This is a genomic window from Vibrio sp. 10N.286.49.C3 (assembly GCF_041469545.1).
GTDB lineage: Bacteria > Pseudomonadota > Gammaproteobacteria > Enterobacterales > Vibrionaceae > Vibrio > Vibrio tasmaniensis_A.
The window spans coordinates 153972-175677 of record NZ_JBFRKT010000027.1 but is presented as its reverse complement, the minus strand read 5'-3'; the positions used below and the strand labels follow the sequence as shown (position 1 = coordinate 175677).

Here is a 21706-nt window from a genome sequence, read left to right as displayed (position 1 = left end):
TAAAAGCCGCATAAGAAAACTTATGCGGCTTTTGTTTATCTAATTCTGAAGAAGCTTACGCAGAGAGCTACATCATGATACCTATATCACAAAACACTATTGAGTAAATTTCAATCAAGCACTTTCTATAGGCTGTAGTCCGCCCCTAAAAACTGGTTTAATTTTTAGCGAAGCCTTGCCTCCAACTTATCGTTTTTCATAGGGATAACAAGTATTTTTCGACAAAAAGATATCAAGACTTGCGTGAGATCACATTTGATTTTAATGCTTATCCCACCCAACCAAAACAAGATCTAAATCACATTCTTTATTCCTAAAAGTCGTAATCTGAAGTTAACCCATGAGGGATACAACAGAGGAAAACTTCTATGAAAATGAACATCACTGGTAAAAATATCGACATTACCTCTGCAATCCGTGATCACATAGAAAGCAAATTTAAGAAGCTGGATAAATGGCAAGTAGACATCATTGGCTGCCAAGCGAGCTTTAGCGAAGAACCAAATAAAAAGAAAAAATTTGAAGCCGTTCTAACGGTACCAAAAGGCCAACTTGTTGCTTCATCAATTCATGACGACCTCTACGTAGCTATTAACGAAGTAGAACAAAAACTAGAGCGTCAACTCAACAAGCTGCGCCATAAACCAGAAGCGCGCCGCGCTGAAAAGCCTGAAATCGAAGAGCTAGAAGCTGAAGTAGAATAAGGAAATATGACAGATTAAAAAATAGCGCCTCAGGGCGCTATTTTTTTGCTTGACGCTCGTAGCTCGCTTGCTTATTGTGTTTAAACATTCATAAAACAATCACTTTTTATGCACTCTCACTCTTTGTTTATTTTTGACTTCTTTTTTCTTCCGTAAATCGGAGGCTAAGTCGTTTTAGAAAAACAAGTCAAAAACGAACAAGAAGCCTCCCACACTAGGGGGGCTTTTTTATAAGGACACATTTATGACTGACCGAACAATTTCACTAGATGATATCCGCCTTCGTCTCAATGATTTAGACGACGAACTCCTAAAATTACTTTCAGAGCGTCGTAAGCTGAGTATCGAAGTCGCTAAAAGCAAGGTAGAAACGTCAAAACCCGTTCGTGATGCAGTACGAGAGCAACAACTACTAGTCAAATTGATCAACAACGGTAAAGATAAATACGAGCTTGATGCGCAGTACATTACTAAGTTGTTTCATACCATCATTGAAGATTCGGTTCTGCTGCAACAGTCATACCTGCAAAACCTTGCGAATCCACAAAGCCGTAAACCACTAGCTCGCGTTGCATTCTTAGGTTCTAAGGGATCGTATTCTCACCTTGCGAGCCGTGAATACTTCAGCCGCAAGAATATGGAATTGATTGAGCTGAACTGTAATCACTTCAAAGAAGTCGCATCGACTGTAGAATCGGGCCATGCCGACTACGGTGTACTGCCGATTGAAAATACCAGTTCAGGGTCAATTAACGAAGTCTACGATCTGCTACAACACACAACGCTTTACATCGTTGGTGAACTTTCTCAACCGATTGAACACTGCCTTGTCGCGAAAAATGATATTCGTTTAGAAGACATTAAAACGCTCTATTCGCACCCACAACCTCATCAACAATGCAGTGAGTTTTTAAGCCGCCTTAAAGATGTCAGCCTTGAATCTTGTGCAAGCACAGCTGATGCTATGAAAAAGGTAAAAGATCTAGACGGTGATGATGTGGCAGCGATTGGTAATGCATCGAGCGGCAAGCTTTATGGACTTCAACCAATCCAAGGCAACATTGCAAATCAAACTGAGAACCACACTCGTTTCATCGTGGTCGCTCGTAAGCCTGTTGAAGTATCGACTCAGATCCCAGCTAAGACGACACTCATCATGTCGACTTCTCAAGAAGCCGGTTCTTTGGTTGAAACACTGCTGATTCTGCAACGCTTAGGTATTAACATGACCAAGCTGGAATCTCGTCCTATCATGGGTAACCCTTGGGAAGAGATGTTCTATGTGGATTTAGAAGCACACTTAGATTCAGATAATATGCAGCAAGCGATAACGGAACTAACAGCCATAACTCGTCACCTAAAAGTGTTAGGTTGTTACCCAAGTGAGAACATTAAGGCTACTCAGGTTAAGTTGTCTTAACTTTTTATTATCTGTTCCCCCATTTTAACTGCTATAAGCTTTTCACTAATACAAGCATTTGGCCTACTGCAGGCCAAATGCTAAAAGAAAGTAACTAATGGAATAAAACTCGAACTAAGGAATACGCAAAGTCTGTATACTTAAAAAGGAATTGGTTGTGTTACTGATTCTCACTCCTATCCACTTCAATCATCCCCACCGTACTTACTTAAACACTCATTACTGATAATTTAATCATTAAATACAAAAACTTAAAACCCAAACAAAACTCTTCAAACACAATATAATCGATGGCAAGAACTCTCGAAATAACATAAACTTGCGCGCTAAAATTTATAAACCATGTTGTGAATAACCATGAAGCTAAGTACTAAAATATTACTTGTGATTGCCCCCGTAATACTGTTCAGTACAGCGGCTTCTAGCTATATCATCTATTCCACGCAAAAAAACAGCTTTATCAAACGTGAAGACAATGCACTGCAATTAAGCATGGAAAAATTAGCAGGCTATTTTCAACAGTCTCGTTCTTTCCTCAACAATTACTCCTACACCCTCACCAATAGTGACCTGGTTAAGCGTTATTTTATGGTTGATGAAAATGTCGACCACCAACGTGAACTGACTGATAACCTAAACGAAACGATTAAGTTACTGCAAGATGGTAACGACAGTTTTACAAGGGTCGCGTTGCTTGATAGCGATCGAGCTCTTAAATATTACGCTGACAATACCAATGATCCTTTCGCAAAAATGGATCCCAAGATATTAGAGTTCATTGAGCATCAATATCAAAAAACGTTAGCAACTTCGAGTACGGACTACATACAGAATTCCCAAGGTGAAGGGGTATTAGTTCATTATGATGTTATTGATAAAAAAGCAGTTTCGACACCAATAAACGATCCACCCAACAATGTGTTTTTTGTGGTTGTATCTGTCTCTCTTGATAAGTTTAATTCACTACGAAAACAGATAGAGTTCGACTATCAAACTAGTTTGTTTTTTACCCCTACGTTAGTGACACAGGGGCGTGAGTTAACACAATCTATAAAGCTAGCACCTGGCCTCTACGCCACGCTCGATCCTGCACCATTCTTATTAGACAACAAACTCAAATCTATCTGGAATGAACTGAGCCTATCCTTTGCCCTATCTGCATTTGTCAGTGTTACCTTACTGCTGATCCTGCTATCTCGCTGGGTGATAAACCCGATCACCCGTTTAGATAGGCAGCTTCAAGAGGTTGAGAAAAAACAGAGAAAAAACATTGAGCGCCTAGGAACAAATGATGAGTTGGGGCGCTTATCCCAACGCTTTTATGATATGTACCAAGAGTTGGATGACACGTACCAACAGACTAAGTTGTTGGCAGAAAATGATCAGTTGACCCAAATAGCCAATAGGCACCAGTTTCAAACCTTCGTGCAGCAGTCGTTGTCAAAACCTAGTTCGAACACCGAAACCTGGGTTCTCTACTTTGATTTAGATAACTTCAAATTTGTGAACGACAAATACGGGCATCAGATCGGCGACTCGATTCTCGTCAGTTTTGCTCAGCGTATCTCCAATATTTGTAACCACTACAAAACAGAATTAAATGCCCACTGTCTGCCAGCCCGACTTTCTGGGGACGAGTTCGTTGTATACATTAATGCTCCAAATCACCAAGAAAATATCGCACATCGATTTTCGAATGATTTACTCACCCCACTACAAAAGGGGTTTGTCACCGAGTCAGGTAATTTCCCGATTACGGTCAGTATTGGTATTGCGACCCACCCTAATGATGGCGATACAATCGAGAAGCTTCTTTCGAATGCTGATACCGCGATGTATCAAGCCAAACGTGCAGGTAAAAACCAATTCGCAGATTACTCGTTAGACTTAGATAAAACCATTCAGCGTCAAGCCAGTATTGAGAGCGCCCTCAGAGAAAATAATTTTGATGAAGAGTTTAAGCTCGTTTACATGCCTTATATGGACTCAACAGGAAGTTATATTATTGGTGTAGAAGTGCTATTACGTTGGCACTCAAAACACCTTGGTTTAGTGCCACCCGATGAATTCATTCCTATCGCCGAACAAACCGGATTATTTGAAATAATTGATCGCTGGGTTATCCAGAATGCATTTGCTTCATTCCATCAACTTCAAGCTCAATTCGATCACTCTATTCAGCTATCGATTAACTTATCTTCAGCCGGGATTAAAACCACTCACCTTGCTGATTTCATCAAAGAGCATGCGAAAATCAATCAGATTCCGCCCAATTTGATCGATTTTGAAATCACAGAAACCTTTTACTCAAACTCTCAGGGGTTCCCATTACTTAACCAGTTATCATACATGGGCTATAGATTAGCAATCGACGACTTTGGTTCTGGTTACACCTCGATCACTCAACTGGTTCAATATCCAACTCAGAAGATTAAATTGGATAAAACCTTTTTGGACACCTTGATTGAGACAGATAACCAGAACATAGTGAAACCCATTATCGGGCTATGCCATGCTCAAGGGAAAAAGGTCACAGCCGAAGGAATTGAAACTCAATGCATGCATCAGTGGTTACAAGATGCGCAGTGCGATATGCTACAAGGCTATTATTTTGGTAAGCCAATGCCATTAGAAGAGCTGACGGAATGGTACCGACAGCATCAACTCAATTTTATCGATAATAAAAAGAATCAACCACATGAAATCTGTAATCATCGCATCGCTGAATCCAGCTAAAATTAGCGCCGTTAAAAGTGCATTCTTATCGGCTTTTCCTGATACTGAATTTGATTTCAAAGGCATCAGTGTCCCTAGTGGCGTCGCCGATCAACCCATGAGCAACGACGAAACCTATCAAGGTGCGGTAAATCGTGTTTACAACACGATCCAAGCTCAGCCTAATGCAGATTTTTATGTGGGATTAGAAGCTGGAATAGAAAAAAACGTTACCTTTGCATGGATGGTGATCGAAGCAAATGGCCTACGTGGAGAATCGCGTTCAGCAAGTTTGATGTTGCCACCTGCAGTACTTGAAAAGTTAGAACATGCGAACGAGCTAGGGGATGTGATGGATGAAGTGTTTGGCACCGATAATATCAAACAAAAAGGCGGTGCGATTGGCCTACTAACGCATAACCAACTAACACGCAGCTCTGTCTATCATCAGGCTTTAATTTTAGCGCTGATCCCATTTGTGAATCCAGAGCACTTTCCTATCTAGATCTTCGCTAAACTTCGAAAGCCTCAGAGAACAATCACCAGAATTAAAAAACGCTAACATTCAGTTAGCGTTTTTATCGAATTAATAGACACACTACTCAGAGGTTGCTTAACTCAGTTATTGTTTGAGCAAAAGGTCGGCGATCACGGCTTTCTCTTGTTCAGATTTGGCCTTTAGCTCATTTGAGCCTCTGGTTATCGTCGCGACGCCTACTCCCAGCATTTGGCTAACCTGTCGTTGAGACATCTCACCTTTCATCAACTCACAAAAGATGTTAATTCGAGCAACTAAAGCATCTCGCTCGTCTGGTGTCATCATCATGGTCAACAATAGTTCATGCTGATCTTTTTCGACAGCCGTCTTTACCAAGTCCATCAGTTGTTGCCAATTCTCATATTCAGGTTGTGATGCCATATCTCTACACTTACTTTTAAATTCTGACTTTAAAGAGTCGCTTAACGATTGAAAGCGTCGAACACTTTATACCGAAACACTTGATGTGATCCAATGTAAAAAGGCAGTAAGTGGAAATGGTTCGCACTCACTGCCTTTAATATTACTCAGCTTGGAGAAAAATACAGAAAGCTTAGTATTTCGTTTTTGCCTCGTGAGGTGCTAAAAACGTCCCTTTCTCACCCAGGATATCTCGATAGTAAGTCTCAAACATCAAGATATTCTGAACGTAACCACGAGTCTCTTTGAATGGGATCATCTCGATAAAAGCAAATGCATCGAGCTTTTCATCGCTGCGAGATCGCCACTGTTTCACACGACTAGGGCCAGCATTATACGCGGCAAATGCGAAGATGCGGTTATCATCATATTGAGCGAGTAGGCCATCTAAATAATGACTGCCTATCTCAATATTCTTACCTACATCATAAAGATCATCGCTGCCCTGGTACTTAATCTTATGTTTGTTAGCCGTGTATTGCGCCGTCTTTGGCATAATTTGCATGATGCCACGCGCGCCAACTGGAGAGCGAGCCTCTGAATCCATCGCACTCTCTTGTCTTGCTAAAGACATCAAAGTAATGGGATCGAGATCGTGCTTCTCGGCATAGAAATTAAACCACCACTTATGAGCGACAGGGAAACGTAACGCAATGTTATCCCACATCTTCGCAGAAATACTCGCCGTTACCGTAAAGTGATTCCATCGCTGTGTCGCAGCATGAGCAGCAAGCATCGCTTTTTGCTCTTTATCTGCATGACTTAATAACCAGCGCCACTCACTCTTTGCAGCCGCTATTTTATCTCGCTCAATCAGCTCACCTATGCGAACCAAAGAAGTGTCGAATGGTTTCACCATTTCTGCACTGTATTTAAGGGTCGACGTTGGATAGCTAACAGGCTTATTTAATTGCTTAGCGGCAGCCACACTATAGAAATTACGCTGACCCAAAATGTCTGACAATCGCTTATTACCTTCAGCAGTATCGCCTAGCGCAATCTCAGCTCTACCCTGCCAATACTGCCAGCGAAGCGAAGCTTGATGTTTACCATCTAAGCGCGCAATCCACTCTTTCAAGCCAGTCCAATCGGCATGCTGAATCGCTAAGCGAGCACGTCTTTCCAACAAGACTTGCTTTGATGAACTCGCGAGCATTTTGTCTCGCCACGCCATCAACTCTTCAGAGTCGGTATTGATCAAGCGGAACGTTAAGTAATCCGCTAGCTCTTGGGATTTTTCTTTCGAAAATTTTTGAGCTTTCACAACATCATCAAAAACCTCTTGAGCGCTGCTTGCGGATTTCCTTACTAGCTTCTCGAAACCAAATTCAGTTTGAGCTTGGTAGAATTCATTCGCTGGGTGCTTCTTAGCAAACGCGAGTACATTTTCAGGCTTGTTGTACAACGCCTTCATCTGCTTCGCTTGAGTAATTGACTCATCATGATCTAATTGCTTAACCAAGTAGCTCATTAACTTACCGTTTCGACTCTCGAACGCTAAAAGCATTCTGTCCAGAACCAACTGATCCGTTCTTAAGCCCGCTTCATCCCAGCTTTCGAAAAGTGAATCACAGCTATCATCAACACCACTGCCACTTAACCAAAGTTGTTTCGCACCTTTAAAGGCGAGATCTTGATTACCTTGTTCATAATTAGCGCGGTAATAGATACATTGATATTTTTCACCAACAGGCTCTTGGGTTTGAAACTCAAGGCTCGTCTTCCACTGTTTTTGAGCCGCCAATAAATCTAAATAAGGCGCTCGTATACGATTGGAAAACGGCAGTGCTTTGTTCTCTTCAATAAAAGCATCCACCTCGCTTGGCGTTCGATCACCTAAGCCCAATAAAAAGGCGCGATAGTCAGTGTAAGGTGTTAACGGGTATGTTTGAATTTTGTTACGGAGTGCTAAATAAGCTTTTAGATCACGGTTGTCTAAAACCTCTTGCGCTCTGTCATAAACATCACGCTGCATTTCAAGCTCGGAAGCATTGCTGGCCATAGCCATTGGAGCCTGTGAAAATGAAAACAAAATTGCCGATGCAGCGACAGCAATTTTCGTATTACCAATGCGGAAAAACATTCGCTCTTTCCTTAGTGCGTGTATGAATACGTGAAGTCTATTTACGCCCGACATCACATCAAATGTAAAGAGTTTGAGTGTAAATATTGTTAATATTTAACACATCGCCTCGAAAGCTTATTAAATATAGTTTTAATGACCAATGTGACAATAATAGGTGAGGATTAGTTCAAGAATGGCTTTTCTGTCCTAGGAGTAACATCTTTGAGGATATTGGTATAAAATAGCAAACAATTTTGAACAATAATTAGGATCGATCGGCAATGGCTGAATACGTATATACCATGTCTCGGGTGAGCAAAACTGTTCCACCTAAGCGTCAAATTCTTAAAGACATTTCTCTTAGCTTTTTTCCTGGCGCTAAAATCGGTGTTTTGGGTCTAAATGGTTCAGGTAAATCTACCCTACTACGTATCATGGCTGGTATTGATACTGATATTGATGGTGAAGCTCGTGCACAACAAGGTCTTAAAGTCGGTTACCTACCGCAAGAGCCTGTACTAGACGAATCAAAAACAGTGCGTGAAATCGTAGAAGAAGCGGTTTCTGATGTTGCAGACGCACTTAAACGTATCGATGCAGTATATGCAGCTTACGCTGAACCAGATGCAGATTTCGATGCGCTTGCTAAAGAGCAAGGCGAGCTTGAAGCACTGATCCAAGCGAAAGACGGCCACAACCTAGAGACAGCTCTAGAGCGCGCAGCTGACGCACTTCGTCTTCCTGAGTGGGATGCGAAAATCGAACTCCTATCCGGTGGTGAACGTCGTCGTGTTGCGATCTGTCGTCTACTTCTAGAGAAGCCAGACATGCTGCTTCTTGATGAACCAACCAACCACTTGGATGCAGAATCAGTGGCTTGGCTTGAGCACTTCCTTGTTGATTACAGCGGTACTGTTGTGGCAATTACCCACGACCGTTACTTCCTAGACAACGCTGCTGGCTGGATTCTAGAACTTGACCGTGGTGAAGGTATTCCATGGGAAGGTAACTACACATCTTGGCTAGAACAGAAAGATGAGCGTCTGAAACAAGAAAAATCAGGTGAAAGCGCACGTCAAAAGACGATCGAGAAAGAACTTGAATGGGTTCGTCAAAACCCTAAAGGCCGTCAGGCTAAGTCTAAAGCTCGTATGGCTCGTTTTGAAGAACTAACGACAGGCCAATACCAGAAGCGTAATGAAACCAACGAACTGTTCATCCCGCCAGGTGAGCGTTTAGGTGACAAGGTACTTGAAGTTAAGAACCTAACGAAGTCATTTGGTGATCGCGTTCTTATCGATGACCTATCATTCAGCATGCCTAAAGGCGCTATTGTGGGTATCGTAGGTGCCAACGGTGCAGGTAAATCAACACTATTCAAGATGCTAAGCGGCGCAGAACAGCCAGATTCAGGTTCAGTTGAATTAGGCGAAACGGTTAAGCTTGCTTCTGTTGATCAGTTCCGTGACAGCATGGACGACACCAAAACAGTATTCCAAGAGATCTCTGAAGGCGCTGATATCATTAAGATCAACAACTTCGAAATCCCTGCACGTGCTTACTGTTCTCGTTTCAACTTCAAAGGCAACGACCAACAGAAAATCATCGGTCAGCTTTCTGGTGGTGAACGTAACCGTGTTCACCTTGCGAAACTGCTGAAAGCGGGCGGCAACGTACTGCTACTCGATGAACCAACCAATGACCTTGATGTCGAAACTCTACGTGCACTTGAAGAAGCGCTGCTTGAGTTCCCTGGCTGTGCAATGGTTATCTCGCATGACCGTTGGTTCCTTGACCGTATTGCGACCCATATCTTAGACTACCGTGATGAAGGTCAAGTTAACTTCTACGAAGGTAACTATACTGAATACACAGAGTGGCTGAAAAAGACTCTGGGCGCACAAGCGGCTGAACCGCACCGTATCAAGTACAAGCGTATTGCTAAGTAAATTAGCTTGTATTTTGAACAAAGGCCGCGATAATAGCGGCCTTTGATATATCTGGCTTACTATTTACCTATTGATATAGAGAAATTACCTATGCTTGAAAGACGTCAATTTTCACGAGTTATTTATCAAGTCCCGACTGAGATCTCACAAGGACATGTAAAAGTATCAGGCTCGGTGCAAGACTTATCTCTTCATGGTTTACTCATTCAGTGTGATAAATGGCAGCAACTCAGCCACGATGCTCCTGTTCAAGTCAGCTTTAAGCTCACCAACAGTGATATCAATATTCAGTTAGAAGCAACGATAGTCTCTACCATCAATACCTCAATGCGTTTACGCATAGAGCATTTAGATATTGATAGTATTAGCCACCTTAAGCGCCTTGTTGAGCTTAATGTCGGCGACGATGAACTGCTTTACAGAGAGATTGAACACCTTACCGATTTGGGTAAGGAGTAATATCTCCATTACCTTTTTCTATTAGAAGCATTTAGTTAATACAGAACCATGTCTAAAAAAATTTCCATTACTATTCCCTCTAACCAAGGGGAACAGACGTTTTACTTCGGCCGAAAAGCCGTGCTCATGTGCACCACTGCCATTTTTTCAGTGCCACTGTTAATTGGCGGAGCTGCATACATGCACTTCGAAGGTAAACAAGAGCTCGCGATGCAAGCAGGCGATGCACAACAGTTGATTGAAACGCTGATTGTTGAAAAAGAGCAAACCGAGTTTCTTTACGCTGAGCAGGTAGAAACCAATCACTCGTTATCGCAAACACTGACAGAAAAAGAAGGCACCATTCAACTGCTTGGTAAGCGTGTATTTGATGTGGAATCCGTGCTGGGTCTTGCTGATGAAGAACTGCTTACCGATGATATTTCTTTAGAAGATCGCATTGATGCGGCTGCAGTCGATTCAGCAGTAAGAGCGACGATGTTCCGTTTGATTCCAAACGACAGTCCGATGGCTTATCAACGTATCTCTTCTTCTTATGGTAGCCGCACTAACCCTATTTCAGGTAAACGCCATGTACATACTGGTATCGATCTAACGTGTAAGCGTGGTGAAGATATTGTAGCGCCCGCAGATGGAGTCATTGAAACGGTACGCCCAAGTAAAAAAGGCTTCGGTAACTTTATTACTATGCGTCACTCGTTCGGTTTCATGAGTTCTTACGCGCACCTACAAAAATTCAAAGTTCGCAGCGGTCAGTTTGTGAGTAAAGGTGATGTGATTGCAAGCTGTGGTAACTCAGGTAACTCAACCGGGCCACACTTGCATTATGAAGTACGCTTCCTTGGTCGTTCACTGAACCCTCAATACTTGATGGATTGGACACCAGAAAACTTCAACTACGTGTTCGAGAAAGAGAAAAAAGTTAAGTGGGGCCCACTGGTTCAACTGATTGATAATGTGGTTCGCTTGCAGATCAACCTGACTAACGTGCCTTACATTAGCTCGACCATCGACACGGTATCGAGTGAAGAGAGCAAAAAACCTATCACAACTAACTAGTTGTTAATGGCTAACTAGTTGTTAATAGATAAGACCTGTTGGTTTGGCCTATGATGCTCTAATTGCTATTAGCCTACTGTAGGCCAAATGCTTTCATAGCGTTCAGCACAAACAAAAAGAGCGACCAGATGGTCGCTCTTTTTTATGATTTCAAATAGTGATTAGCCACGATGAATCGAGTCATGCGCTTGCTTTAAAAGATTTTGGCTCTCTTGTAAGAACTGCTGCGAGTAGTCGCCAAACCAATCACTGACTTGATTAAAGCTATCAACGAATTTTGCTTTATCTTTCCCATCCAAGATTTCTAATGCTTCACCGAAACGACTATGGAAACGTCGAATCATCTCAATGTTCTCATCTGAAGAAAGAATGATATCACCGTATAAGTTCGGGTCTTGAGCGAACAGACGACCAACCATCGCAATCTCAAGTCGGTAGATTGGCGAGCTTAGCTTCAGAAGCTGATCAATGTTCGGGTTCTCTTTACTTAGGTGCAAGCCGTAAGCAAAAGAGGTGAAGTGGCGTAGTGCTTGAATCAGAGTCATGCCATGGTCGTGTTCAGCAGCATCCATCTGGCAAAGGCTCGCGCCCCAAATACCAAATTGATTAAGTAACCATTGGTAGCTTTCAGAGCCACGCCCATCACTGTAAACAATCACTTGTTTCGCAAGGCTTGGAACATCAGGACCAAACATTGGGTGTAACCCAACCACTGGGCCTTGGTGCATGTTCATCATGGCTTGTAGAGGCTTTGATTTAATCGACGTCAAATCACAAAGAATACAATCGCTTGGGAGGTTACCCAGCTTCGCAATCACACCTTCTGTCAGGTGAATTGGAACAGTTACAACTACAAGGCCTGCATTATCTAAGATCTCATCGGCTCTATCCCAATCTTGGCTGCCAAGGATTTTCACTTCGTAACCAGAAAGCTTGAACATACGGCCAAACAGACCACCAAGTTGACCATTACCACCAACGATAACCACTGAACGTAACTCTGGGTTAAGGCACTTAAAACCAGAATCTTTTTCACTGGCATAAGACTCACGCATAGTACGACGCAAAATATCTTCGATTAACTGCGGTGGAACCCCTATTTTTTCGGCTTCTTGACGACGAGACGCCAGCATCGCAGCTTCGCGCTCTGGTACATAAATAGGTAAACCATGTTCACTTTTTACTTCTCCGACTTTCTCTACTAGAGCCAGTCGTTGAGCGAGTAAATCCAACATTTGTTTATCGACAGCATCGATTTGGTCGCGTAATTCGTTCAGTTCAACGGCCATTTTATTCCTTACTAATCTATAAGCCCGTACTAATCTATAAGCCTGCACTGATGCAAGTTCGTTAGCAGCAGATCTTAAAATGCCCCATTAGATGAGGCACTTAAATTTAAACTCTGACTAACCTTTCAAGCGGTTCTCTAAGAACGGGACTAATTCCGTATGTGCATGTTTCAATAGTGCCTCAGTTGAATCCCAATTGATACACGCGTCGGTAATAGATACACCGTATTTCATCTCATTGAGAGGTATATCTGAAGATTGGTTTCCTTCGTTAATATGGCTCTCAATCATCAGGCCGATAATCGACTTATTACCTTCACGAATCTGATGGATGACATCTTCAGCCACCAGCGGTTGGCGACGGAAATCTTTACGAGAGTTCGCATGGCTACAGTCAACCATTAGTGCCGCCTCTAAGCCAGACTTACCCAGCTCTTGCTCACATTCGTGTACAGATACTGAATCGTAGTTCGTCTGCTTACCGCCACGTAAAATTACGTGACCATTTGGGTTACCTTGCGTCGTGAGTAGTGCGACTTGACCTTCACGACTGATACCCATGAAACGGTGGCTAGAAGAAGCCGCCTGCATTGCATTGATTGCAGTACCTAGATTGCCATCCGTACCATTTTTAAAGCCGATTGGCATTGAAAGACCACTCGCCATTTCACGGTGAGTTTGTGATTCAGTCGTACGAGCGCCGATTGCTGCCCAGCTGAATGTATCTGCTAGGTATTGCGGACTGATTGGATCTAGCGCTTCCGTCGCTAGTGGGATTTCCATCTCAGCAAGTTCAACAAGTAACTCACGACCAACATGTAAACCATGCTCAATATCGAAAGTGCCATCTAGGTGAGGGTCATTGATCAAGCCTTTCCAACCAACAGTGGTACGAGGCTTCTCAAAGTAAACACGCATTACAATATACAGTTGATCGCTAAGCTGCTCAGATAAAGCTTTTAAGCGTTTCGCATACTCTTTCGCCGCTTCAATATCATGGATAGAACATGGGCCACATACTACAAGCATGCGATGATCTTTCTTATGAATAATGTCTGCAATAGTTTGACGAGACTCTTGAATGAAACGACGAGCATTATCACTCAAAGGCAGTTTTGCTTTTAACTCCTCTGGAGTAATCAGTACTTGTTCGTCGATGATATTGACATTGCTTAATTCACTTTTCTGCATAACTCAACCTGTATATTTATTTTTACACCCAATATTTCCATTTGGGCTGACAATCTTTAAAAACACAATAACAGCTACAAAAACGATTGCAAGTGTAAACAATAAAAAACATTTGGTGTAAATTTAAATTTACATGCTCACTTTAATTAACTCTAATACACAAACCAGCTTAAACTGCACCTCACACATACAAAAAAGGCGATATTTCTCATATCGCCTTCTTCAAACTTATAGAGTGTTTATTTATCACCCAGCATTTAACATTCGCTTAATTTGCTCTGAGGCCTCTTTCCATCGACTATCCGAGTGAAGCGTCGATAAATCAAAGCTGTGCTTTTTAAGCAATGAGTTGGCTAAAGGCACCTCTTGAATTGCTAAATGATCAAGAGCCTCAATTTGTGCATCTCGCTTATTACACATCAGCACCATGTCACAGCCAGCATTCAAGGCTGCTTTCGCTCTATCTGCTGGTCCGCCCATAATGGCAGCGCCTTCCATCGTTAAGTCGTCAGAAAAAACTAAGCCTTTGAATCCAAGCTGCTGCTTCAATACTTTCTGCAGCCAATACAGTGAACCGCTCGCTGGTTGATCATCATAGTGAGAGAAAACCACGTGTGCTGGCATCATCGCATCTAATATTCCAGCTTCAATTTGCGCCTTGAAAATTGCCATGTCGGTTTCAAAGATATCATCTCTAGGATCGTAAGGCGTTTCTAAGTGAGAGTCAGCAATCACACCACCGTGTCCAGGAAAGTGCTTGCCTGTTGTCGCCATACCAACCGACTTCATGCCTTTGATAAAAGCGCTGCTGTGACGAACAATGGTATCAATATCTTCACCAAACGCTCGGCTACCAATCGCTTTACAGTCGTGGCCTTTGTCTAATACCGGCGCAAAGCTCAGATCGATATCATGGGCAATCAATTCCGCCGCCATCAACCAGCCGGCTTGTTCTGCTAACTGCTCACCATCGTTCTTAGTCGCAAATTCTTGAGCTGCAGGGATAATTGAAAAACCATCGCGAAAGCGCTGAACTCGGCCGCCTTCTTGGTCAACGCCAATCAAAATAGGACGTTTCGCTACCTTGCGGATCTCTTTATTTAACGCCGAAAGCTGTTTGCTATCGTGGTAGTTTCGAGCGAATAAGATGAGACCACCAACGGTTGGGTGCTCTAAAATTTCTCTGTCTTCAGCTGTCAGTTCGTAGCCCGCGACATCTACCCACAACGGTCCCATATTTATCCCTTATTAAACCTAATTTCATAAACTTCCCGAGATTATTCTCTTTAAATTTGCTTTACAATGTTTTTAAACCAATCTGTGGAAGACTTTAAGAATGCAGTGCAAGAGCTTAGGAATGGATCGTAAAGAACTGTATATCGGTGTGATGTCGGGAACGAGTATGGACGGTGTTGATACCGCCTTAGTGTCGATTGAAGATTCGCGCATCACATTGCTCGCTCATGATGAGTTCCCAATGCCTGATGATCTCAAAGCGCGTCTGCTTGAAGTTTGTATTGGTCAGAAAACGGATTTGATTGCGATTGGCGAACTAGACCACCAGCTTGGTCATCTATTTGCTGATGCGGTTTTGCAACTTCTCGACAAGTCAGATAAGCCTGCATCTTCTGTGACTGCGATTGGGAACCATGGCCAAACAGTATTCCACCAGCCAACCGGTAATTCGCCATTTACCATGCAGTTAGGTGACGCCAATATCATTGCCGCTAAAACACAGATTCAAACGGTTGCCGACTTCAGACGCAAAGACATGGCGCTTGGCGGACAAGGTGCGCCATTAGTACCAGCGTTTCACCATACGATTTTTCACCCGCGAGACAGCTCGGTTGTGGTGTTGAACATTGGTGGAATCTCGAATATTTCAGTGCTGCGCCCGAATCAGCCTACTCTTGGTTATGATACAGGCCCCGGCAATATGTTGATGGACGCTTGGGTTGATACGCACACGGGTGAGAAGTTTGACCGTGATGCGCAATTCGCACTTAAAGGTCAACTCAATCAAGCCTTGCTCGAACAGTTATTAAATGAATCTTATCTATCTCAAATGCCGCCGAAAAGCACTGGCAGGGAGCTATTTAATCTACCTTGGCTAGAGCAACAATTAACAGAATTTAAAGACCTTGCAGCAGAAGATGTTCAGCGCACACTTTGTGAATACACTGCATTGACGATAGCCAATGAAGTAGAGACTTATCGCTTGGGTAACCAACCGGCACTGTATGTGTGTGGCGGTGGTACGAGAAATCCATTGTTGATGAAGAGACTGTCTGAACTGCTTCCTAGCTGGGAGGTTGAGTCGACCACCAGTAAAGGCGTTGATGCCGACTACATGGAAGCCATGGCCTTTGCGTGGCTTGCTCAACGTCATGTTCATCAACTGCCAAGCAATTTACCAGAAGTGACTGGCGCAAGCAGAGCAGCCTCTCTAGGCGTTCTCTACCGTGCTGACTAAACAATTTTAGAACCATCAATTTAGAATCACCATTTAAGGATCATTATGAGTAACGACGCTCTCATATCAGCGCTCTCGCACCTCGTTTCGGAGGGGAGAAACCCTGACACTATGGATATTGATCTGCTCACCTCTCTCGAAGTGGTTGAAAAGATTAACCAACAAGACAAACAGGTTCCACTGGCGATAGAAGCCGAATTACCACAGATCGCGAAAGCGGTTGATAAGATCGCTCACGCCTTTCAAAACGGCGGCCGACTGATCTATATGGGCGCGGGCACAAGTGGCCGATTAGGTGTTTTAGACGCCTCAGAGTGCCCTCCGACTTTCGGTGTTTCAGACAAAATGGTTATCGGCTTAATCGCTGGCGGGCCAGAAGCGATTTTAAAAGCCAAAGAGGGAGCGGAAGATTCGCTGACTCTCGGTATTGAAGACCTCAAAGCCATTCAATTTACAGAAAATGATGTCGTGGTAGGCATTGCAGCCAGTGGCCGTACACCTTACGTGATTGGTGCGCTCAATTATGCGAATCAGATTGGCGCGGTGACGGTTGCGCTGTCTTGTAACCCTGGCTCTCCAATTGCCGAAATTGCTCAAATCGCGATAAGCCCAGTGGTTGGCCCTGAAGCCTTAACGGGGTCAACTCGTTTAAAATCAGGGACAGCACAAAAGCTGGTGCTTAATATGCTGACCACAGCCAGCATGATTCGCATTGGTAAGAGCTACCAAAACCTGATGGTCGACGTAAAAGCGACCAATGAAAAGTTGGTTGCCCGCGCTGCTCGTATCGTTATCCAAGCAACGGAGTGCGAGAAAGCACTGGCGGTGTCGACACTTAAAGCGACTGATTACGATGTGAAGCTATCGATTTTGATGATTCTAACAGGGCTAGATTTAGAACTGGCCAAGGCTCAGCTTGATAAACAAAATGGCTTCTTAAGAAAAGCGGTCGAGAATAATCAGTAATCTGCTGATACCAATCACAGTAAGTAAGTGACTATAAATAGCGCAGGAAAAATGCTTGAGAACAAGGCAGAAATTTTCGATAAGTAGTTATTCTACAATTAAAATTTCTAACGATGTTATCGAGTGTTTTAACCAGCTAGGATGAACAGTTATTTACTACGATTGGCATTATACTGTTGAGCGTTACTCTCGCTACATACAAAAAGACCAGTACACATGCAGTACTGGTCTTTTTTAGTTTTCATTTGTTATCGCTAGCTTGGGCTTAATAGTCGTTCGAGAACTCATCCCAGCCACGTTGCCATTCCATACGGAAACGTTGAGCGTCTTCCGTACCAGAACACACGCCTTCATACACTTGACCAGATAAACCAATCTGATAAGCATGGTTCGGATTACAATATTCAGTCACACCTAGGTGATAACCTTCTGTATAGCTAGCTTGATCGACTCCGCCAAGCTCGGCCATATCTGAATAAGAACGCTGAGTGTGGCCTTTGATACCATCACGATAGCCAATCTCTTGCCAATTGCCTTCGGCGGCTAAATCTTGAACATTGGCGCTGCATCCTGCAAGGCTAAATGCCACGGCGAATAATGCGATTATTTTTTTCATTTCAATCCTTTATATTGTTACTTCACCACTTTCTGACGAAGCGCTGCCTTTGTGGCGATTCTCCGCTGAACACTGACTGATGTCCACTTATGTCTGTTATCTGCCGTTGATATTTATTGATTACCGCTTAAAGCTGATAAGTCACCACTAACTAGAAGCATGACACTTCTCAACACCAGTAACCAACCGCTCCGCAAAGGTCACAAACCACTAAACCGGTTATAACACCACTTAATTAGCTATTCGACCACTCACTCCAGTAGCGGAAGTTTCTCCTCATACACTCCTTTAATATACACCCTGACTTAATTAATACATTCAGGGATAACAAATTATGATGTGGTTTCTTACCTGTGTTGCAGCACTCATTGGTGGCTACTTTATTTACGGTGCCTTTATCGAAAAGATTTTCGGTGTCAATGAAAAGCGTCAAACACCCGCTCACACCAAGCAAGACGGCGTGGACTACGTTCCTATGTCAACACCAAAGGTTTACCTAGTTCAGCTGCTTAACATTGCAGGTGTAGGTCCAATCTTCGGCCCTATCATGGGTGCTCTTTACGGCCCAGCAGCAATGCTTTGGATCGTTCTAGGTTGTATCTTCGCAGGTGCTGTACACGACTACTTCTCAGGTATGTTATCTATCCGTAATGGTGGTGCTTCGGTTCCAACCATCACAGGACGTTACCTAGGCAATGGCGCAAAACACTTTATGAACATCTTTGCCATTGTTCTACTGCTTCTTGTTGGTGTGGTATTCGTTTCTGCTCCAGCAGGCATGATCACTAACCTAGTGAACGACCAAACTGATTTCGCGATGTCTGCAACAACGATGGTTGTTATCATATTTGCTTACTACATCATCGCAACGATTGTCCCTGTCGATAAAATCATTGGTCGCTTCTACCCACTGTTCGGCGCACTGCTTATCTTCATGTCTGTTGGCTTAATCACTGCGATTGGTCTGTCTGACGAGCACCAAATAATGGGCGGCTTCGAGATGAAAGACATGTTCACCAACATGAACCCGAATGACCTACCACTTTGGCCTGCTCTATTCATCACTATCGCTTGTGGTGCTATCTCTGGCTTCCACGCAACTCAGTCTCCTTTGATGGCGCGTTGTATGGAAAACGAGAAGAACGGTCGCTTCGTGTTCTACGGCGCAATGATTGGTGAAGGCATCATCGCTCTAATCTGGTGTGCACTTGCTCTGTCGTTCTTCGGTTCAGTTGAGTCTTTATCTGACGCGATTGCAAACGGCGGCCCAGGTAACGTGGTATACAGCGCTTCATTTGGCCTACTGGGTGTATTTGGCGGTATCCTTGCTTTCCTTGGCGTGGTTATCCTACCTATCACTTCTGGTGACACAGCGTTCCGTTCAAGCCGTCTTATCCTTGCTGAATACTTCAACATGGAACAGAAAACACTGCGTAACCGACTACTAATGGCTCTACCGCTATTCGTTCTTGGTGGCATCCTGACTCAAGTAGATTTCGGCATCATCTGGCGCTACTTCGGTTTTGCTAACCAATCAACAGCAGTCATGATGCTATGGACAGCTTCGGCTTACCTACTTCGTCACAATAAACTGCACTGGGTAACAACGGTTCCAGCTGTGTTCATGACTTCTGTGTGTATTACATTCATCCTGAACAACAGCCAGCTAGGCTTCGGTCTGCCAATGCAGCTTTCAACCATCATCGGCGTAGTGAGTGCATTCGGTATCGCAGCTTACGTTATCAAAATTTCAAAAGGCAAAGGCGATATCGACCTTGCTGATGAAGAATCAGAAAAGGAAGCAAAGCCCGTAACAAAAACAGCTTAGCTTTCCCGAAATATTCTCACTCTTCATAGAAAGAGGAGAATAAGAAAGCCAAAAACACTTCGCTTGTTCCACCACATCTTTGATGAACTGGAATCTAAGATCAAAGCCCATCATGTATGATGGGCTTTATTATTTTATCCATAACCACTGAATACGTTAGTTTCCACTTTATAAAAGAAAGACAACCTGCAAAAAGCAAAGCTACCTTTCAGCCTCAATGAGCTTTACACTTAGCAAGCATCTCAATTGGTGAAAATATGGAACTCATTCTCTCTCTGCTGCAACAAACCTGTGTCTACTTAGTAATAGCTTACATGCTAAGTAAAACCCCGTTGATTCTCCCTTTGTTGAGCATCTCTTCACGCTTAAGTCATAAAATAAGCTGCTACGTTCTGTTTTCCCTATTCTGTATTATGGGCACCTATTTTGGACTGCAGATTAATGACGCGATAGCCAATACGCGCGCGATGGGTGCGGTCATGGGTGGTCTATTTGGCGGCCCTGTCGTTGGCTTTGCCGTCGGCTTTACTGGCGGTATTCACCGTTACTCATTAGGCGGCTTCACAGACTTGGCTTGTGCTATTTCCACCACAGCAGAAGGCTTGATTGGCGGCCTATTGCACGTTTACTTGGTTAGAAAGAACAAAGCCAGCCAGCTATTTAATCCATTGGTGGTTTTCTCGGTAACCCTGTTTGCAGAGATTATTCAGATGCTCATTCTTTTAGCGGTCGCGAAACCATTCGAGCAATCTTATGCCTTAGTGTCCGATATTGCCGCACCAATGATCATCGCAAACTCTGTGGGTGCGGCACTGTTCATGAGCATCATCCAAGACCGTAAAACCATCTTCGAAAAATATTCTGCAACCTTCTCTCGTCGCGCATTAACCATCGCCGAGCGTTCAGTGGGTATTTTACATGGAGGATTCAATTCAGATAATGCGCAAAAAATCGTGCGGATCATTTACGAAGAGACCAACGTTGGTGCGGTGGCGATCACCGACCGAGAAAAAATTCTCGCTTTCATCGGCATTGGTGATGAACACCATATTCCGAACACCCCTATTTCATCGCAGAGCACGCTCACTTCGATGGAACAGAACGACATCATCTACCTTGATGGCAAAGAGAATCCATACCAATGCTCCCTTTCGCAAGATTGTAAGTTAGGCTCAGCGCTAATTATCCCGTTAAGAGCAGGAAACGAAGTCATCGGAACCATCAAACTGTATGAGCCAAAGCTGAAGCTGTTCTCGACCATCAATATGTCGATGGGTGAAGGTATCGCTCAGCTATTGTCGAGCCAGATCCTATTTAGCAACTATCAGCAGCAGCAAACGCTGCTGACACAAGCGGAAATCAAACTGCTGCATGCACAGGTGAACCCACACTTCTTGTTTAATGCACTTAACACCATCAGTGCCGTTACACGTCGTGACCCTGATAAAGCACGTGAGCTCATTCAACATCTGTCTCACTTCTTTAGAAGTAACCTGAAGCAGAACATCAACACGGTAAAACTCAAAGATGAACTGGCACACGTTAATGCGTATCTAACCATAGAGAAGGCACGCTTTACCGATCGATTAGAAGTGGAATGGGATATCGACCCGCAACTGTATGAGTCGCAACTGCCAAGCTTTACCCTGCAACCGTTAGTAGAAAATGCCATCAAACATGGGATTTCTAACATGCTGGAAGGTGGCAAAGTGAAGATCTATAGCGAGGCTTTCAAGGGTGGGGTTAAGTTGACCGTTGAAGACAACGCGGGCAATTATCAAAAGCCATCGAAAGATCATGTTGGACTAGGCATGGAAATTGTTGATAAACGACTCACTAATTTCTTTGGACAAGATTCAGCACTAAAAATAGAATCTCAACCACAGCAATTCACTCGAATGAGCTTTATCATACCTATACTGAAATAAGGGCATTTTCAGAGACGACTCGCTCCGATTTGAAACATTTAGAAGCAGACATTTCAAAGAAAAACGTGAACCAAGCAGGGATAGAA

The 21706-nt window shown here is 43.4% G+C and carries 17 protein-coding genes and 1 other annotated feature; of the genes, 11 read left to right on the top strand and 6 right to left on the bottom strand.

Annotated elements, in window-relative coordinates; translation table 11 throughout:
* The first annotated feature begins 368 nt into the window (after positions 1 to 368).
* The 4 genes from hpf (at position 369) to yjjX (ending at position 5344) form a co-directional block, all read left to right on the top strand.
* Positions 369 to 704, top strand: coding sequence for a ribosome hibernation-promoting factor, HPF/YfiA family (gene hpf / locus AB4180_RS12870; protein ID WP_004735034.1), 336 nt, complete (start codon positions 369 to 371; stop codon positions 702 to 704).
* Between the two features lie 110 nt (positions 705 to 814).
* Positions 815 to 936: a sequence feature (Phe leader region), on the top strand.
* A gap of 12 nt (positions 937 to 948) precedes the next feature.
* The gene (gene pheA / locus AB4180_RS12865) at positions 949 to 2124 is read left to right on the top strand and encodes a prephenate dehydratase (protein WP_009848464.1); all 1176 of its coding nucleotides are present in this window, start codon (positions 949 to 951) and stop codon (positions 2122 to 2124) included.
* Positions 2125 to 2481: 357 nt separating this feature from the next.
* Positions 2482 to 4860: a bifunctional diguanylate cyclase/phosphodiesterase gene (locus AB4180_RS12860; RefSeq protein WP_102249718.1), complete on the top strand. Its 2379-nt coding sequence runs from the start codon at positions 2482 to 2484 to the stop codon at positions 4858 to 4860.
* The gene (gene yjjX, locus AB4180_RS12855) at positions 4823 to 5344 is read left to right on the top strand and encodes an inosine/xanthosine triphosphatase (RefSeq protein ID WP_009848462.1); all 522 of its coding nucleotides are present in this window, start codon (positions 4823 to 4825) and stop codon (positions 5342 to 5344) included. Before AB4180_RS12860 ends, yjjX begins: the two co-directional genes overlap by 38 nt.
* 117 nt (positions 5345 to 5461) lie before the next feature.
* Here the strand turns inward: yjjX and trpR are convergent, their stop codons facing one another.
* A complete protein-coding gene (gene trpR, locus AB4180_RS12850) occupies positions 5462 to 5758 on the bottom strand; it encodes a trp operon repressor (protein WP_009848461.1) in 297 nt (98 codons plus the stop codon).
* 172 nt (positions 5759 to 5930) lie between these two features.
* On the bottom strand, positions 5931 to 7880 hold the full coding sequence (locus AB4180_RS12845; RefSeq protein ID WP_102249719.1) for a transglycosylase SLT domain-containing protein: 1950 nt from the start codon (positions 7878 to 7880) through the stop codon (positions 5931 to 5933).
* A gap of 263 nt (positions 7881 to 8143) precedes the next feature.
* Between AB4180_RS12845 and ettA the strand changes: the two genes are divergently transcribed.
* The 3 genes from ettA to AB4180_RS12830 all read left to right on the top strand — a co-directional run bounded on the left by ettA (position 8144) and on the right by AB4180_RS12830 (position 11329).
* Positions 8144 to 9811, top strand: coding sequence for an energy-dependent translational throttle protein EttA (gene ettA / locus AB4180_RS12840; protein WP_004735040.1), 1668 nt, complete (start codon positions 8144 to 8146; stop codon positions 9809 to 9811).
* Between the two features lie 90 nt (positions 9812 to 9901).
* Entirely contained in the window at positions 9902 to 10270 is a 369-nt protein-coding gene (locus tag AB4180_RS12835) for a PilZ domain-containing protein (RefSeq protein ID WP_102249720.1), read from the top strand.
* 48 nt (positions 10271 to 10318) lie between these two features.
* A complete protein-coding gene (locus tag AB4180_RS12830) occupies positions 10319 to 11329 on the top strand; it encodes a M23 family metallopeptidase (protein WP_017072893.1) in 1011 nt (336 codons plus the stop codon).
* A 161-nt stretch (positions 11330 to 11490) separates the two neighbouring features.
* On the opposite strand, the gene tyrA is transcribed toward AB4180_RS12830, so the two are convergent.
* From tyrA to nagZ, 3 genes are all read right to left on the bottom strand, one after another.
* Positions 11491 to 12618, bottom strand: a complete 1128-nt coding sequence (gene tyrA / locus AB4180_RS12825; RefSeq protein WP_017084805.1) for a bifunctional chorismate mutase/prephenate dehydrogenase — start codon at positions 12616 to 12618, stop codon at positions 11491 to 11493.
* Between the two features lie 117 nt (positions 12619 to 12735).
* Positions 12736 to 13809 (bottom strand): 3-deoxy-7-phosphoheptulonate synthase, encoded by a 1074-nt coding sequence (locus tag AB4180_RS12820; RefSeq protein WP_012603285.1) that lies wholly within the window; start codon positions 13807 to 13809, stop codon positions 12736 to 12738.
* 246 nt (positions 13810 to 14055) lie between these two features.
* Positions 14056 to 15045: a beta-N-acetylhexosaminidase gene (nagZ, locus tag AB4180_RS12815; protein WP_102249721.1), complete on the bottom strand. Its 990-nt coding sequence runs from the start codon at positions 15043 to 15045 to the stop codon at positions 14056 to 14058.
* Positions 15046 to 15166: 121 nt separating this feature from the next.
* Between nagZ and AB4180_RS12810 the strand changes: the two genes are divergently transcribed.
* Positions 15167 to 16282: an anhydro-N-acetylmuramic acid kinase gene (locus tag AB4180_RS12810; RefSeq protein ID WP_102249722.1), complete on the top strand. Its 1116-nt coding sequence runs from the start codon at positions 15167 to 15169 to the stop codon at positions 16280 to 16282.
* A 45-nt stretch (positions 16283 to 16327) separates the two neighbouring features.
* Complete coding sequence (murQ, locus tag AB4180_RS12805) at positions 16328 to 17248, top strand: N-acetylmuramic acid 6-phosphate etherase (protein ID WP_102249723.1); 921 nt, start codon at positions 16328 to 16330, stop codon at positions 17246 to 17248.
* A gap of 265 nt (positions 17249 to 17513) precedes the next feature.
* On the opposite strand, the gene AB4180_RS12800 is transcribed toward murQ, so the two are convergent.
* On the bottom strand, positions 17514 to 17864 hold the full coding sequence (locus AB4180_RS12800) for a DUF2799 domain-containing protein (RefSeq protein ID WP_009848451.1): 351 nt from the start codon (positions 17862 to 17864) through the stop codon (positions 17514 to 17516).
* A gap of 334 nt (positions 17865 to 18198) precedes the next feature.
* Here AB4180_RS12800 and AB4180_RS12795 point away from each other — a divergent pair, with 334 nt between their 5' ends.
* Positions 18199 to 19692 carry a carbon starvation protein A gene (locus tag AB4180_RS12795; RefSeq protein ID WP_102249724.1) on the top strand — a complete coding sequence of 498 codons (1494 nt, stop codon included), beginning with the start codon at positions 18199 to 18201 and terminating at the stop codon, positions 19690 to 19692.
* 257 nt (positions 19693 to 19949) lie between these two features.
* Entirely contained in the window at positions 19950 to 21620 is a 1671-nt protein-coding gene (locus AB4180_RS12790) for a sensor histidine kinase (RefSeq protein ID WP_017091340.1), read from the top strand.
* Positions 21621 to 21706: the final 86 nt, after the last annotated feature.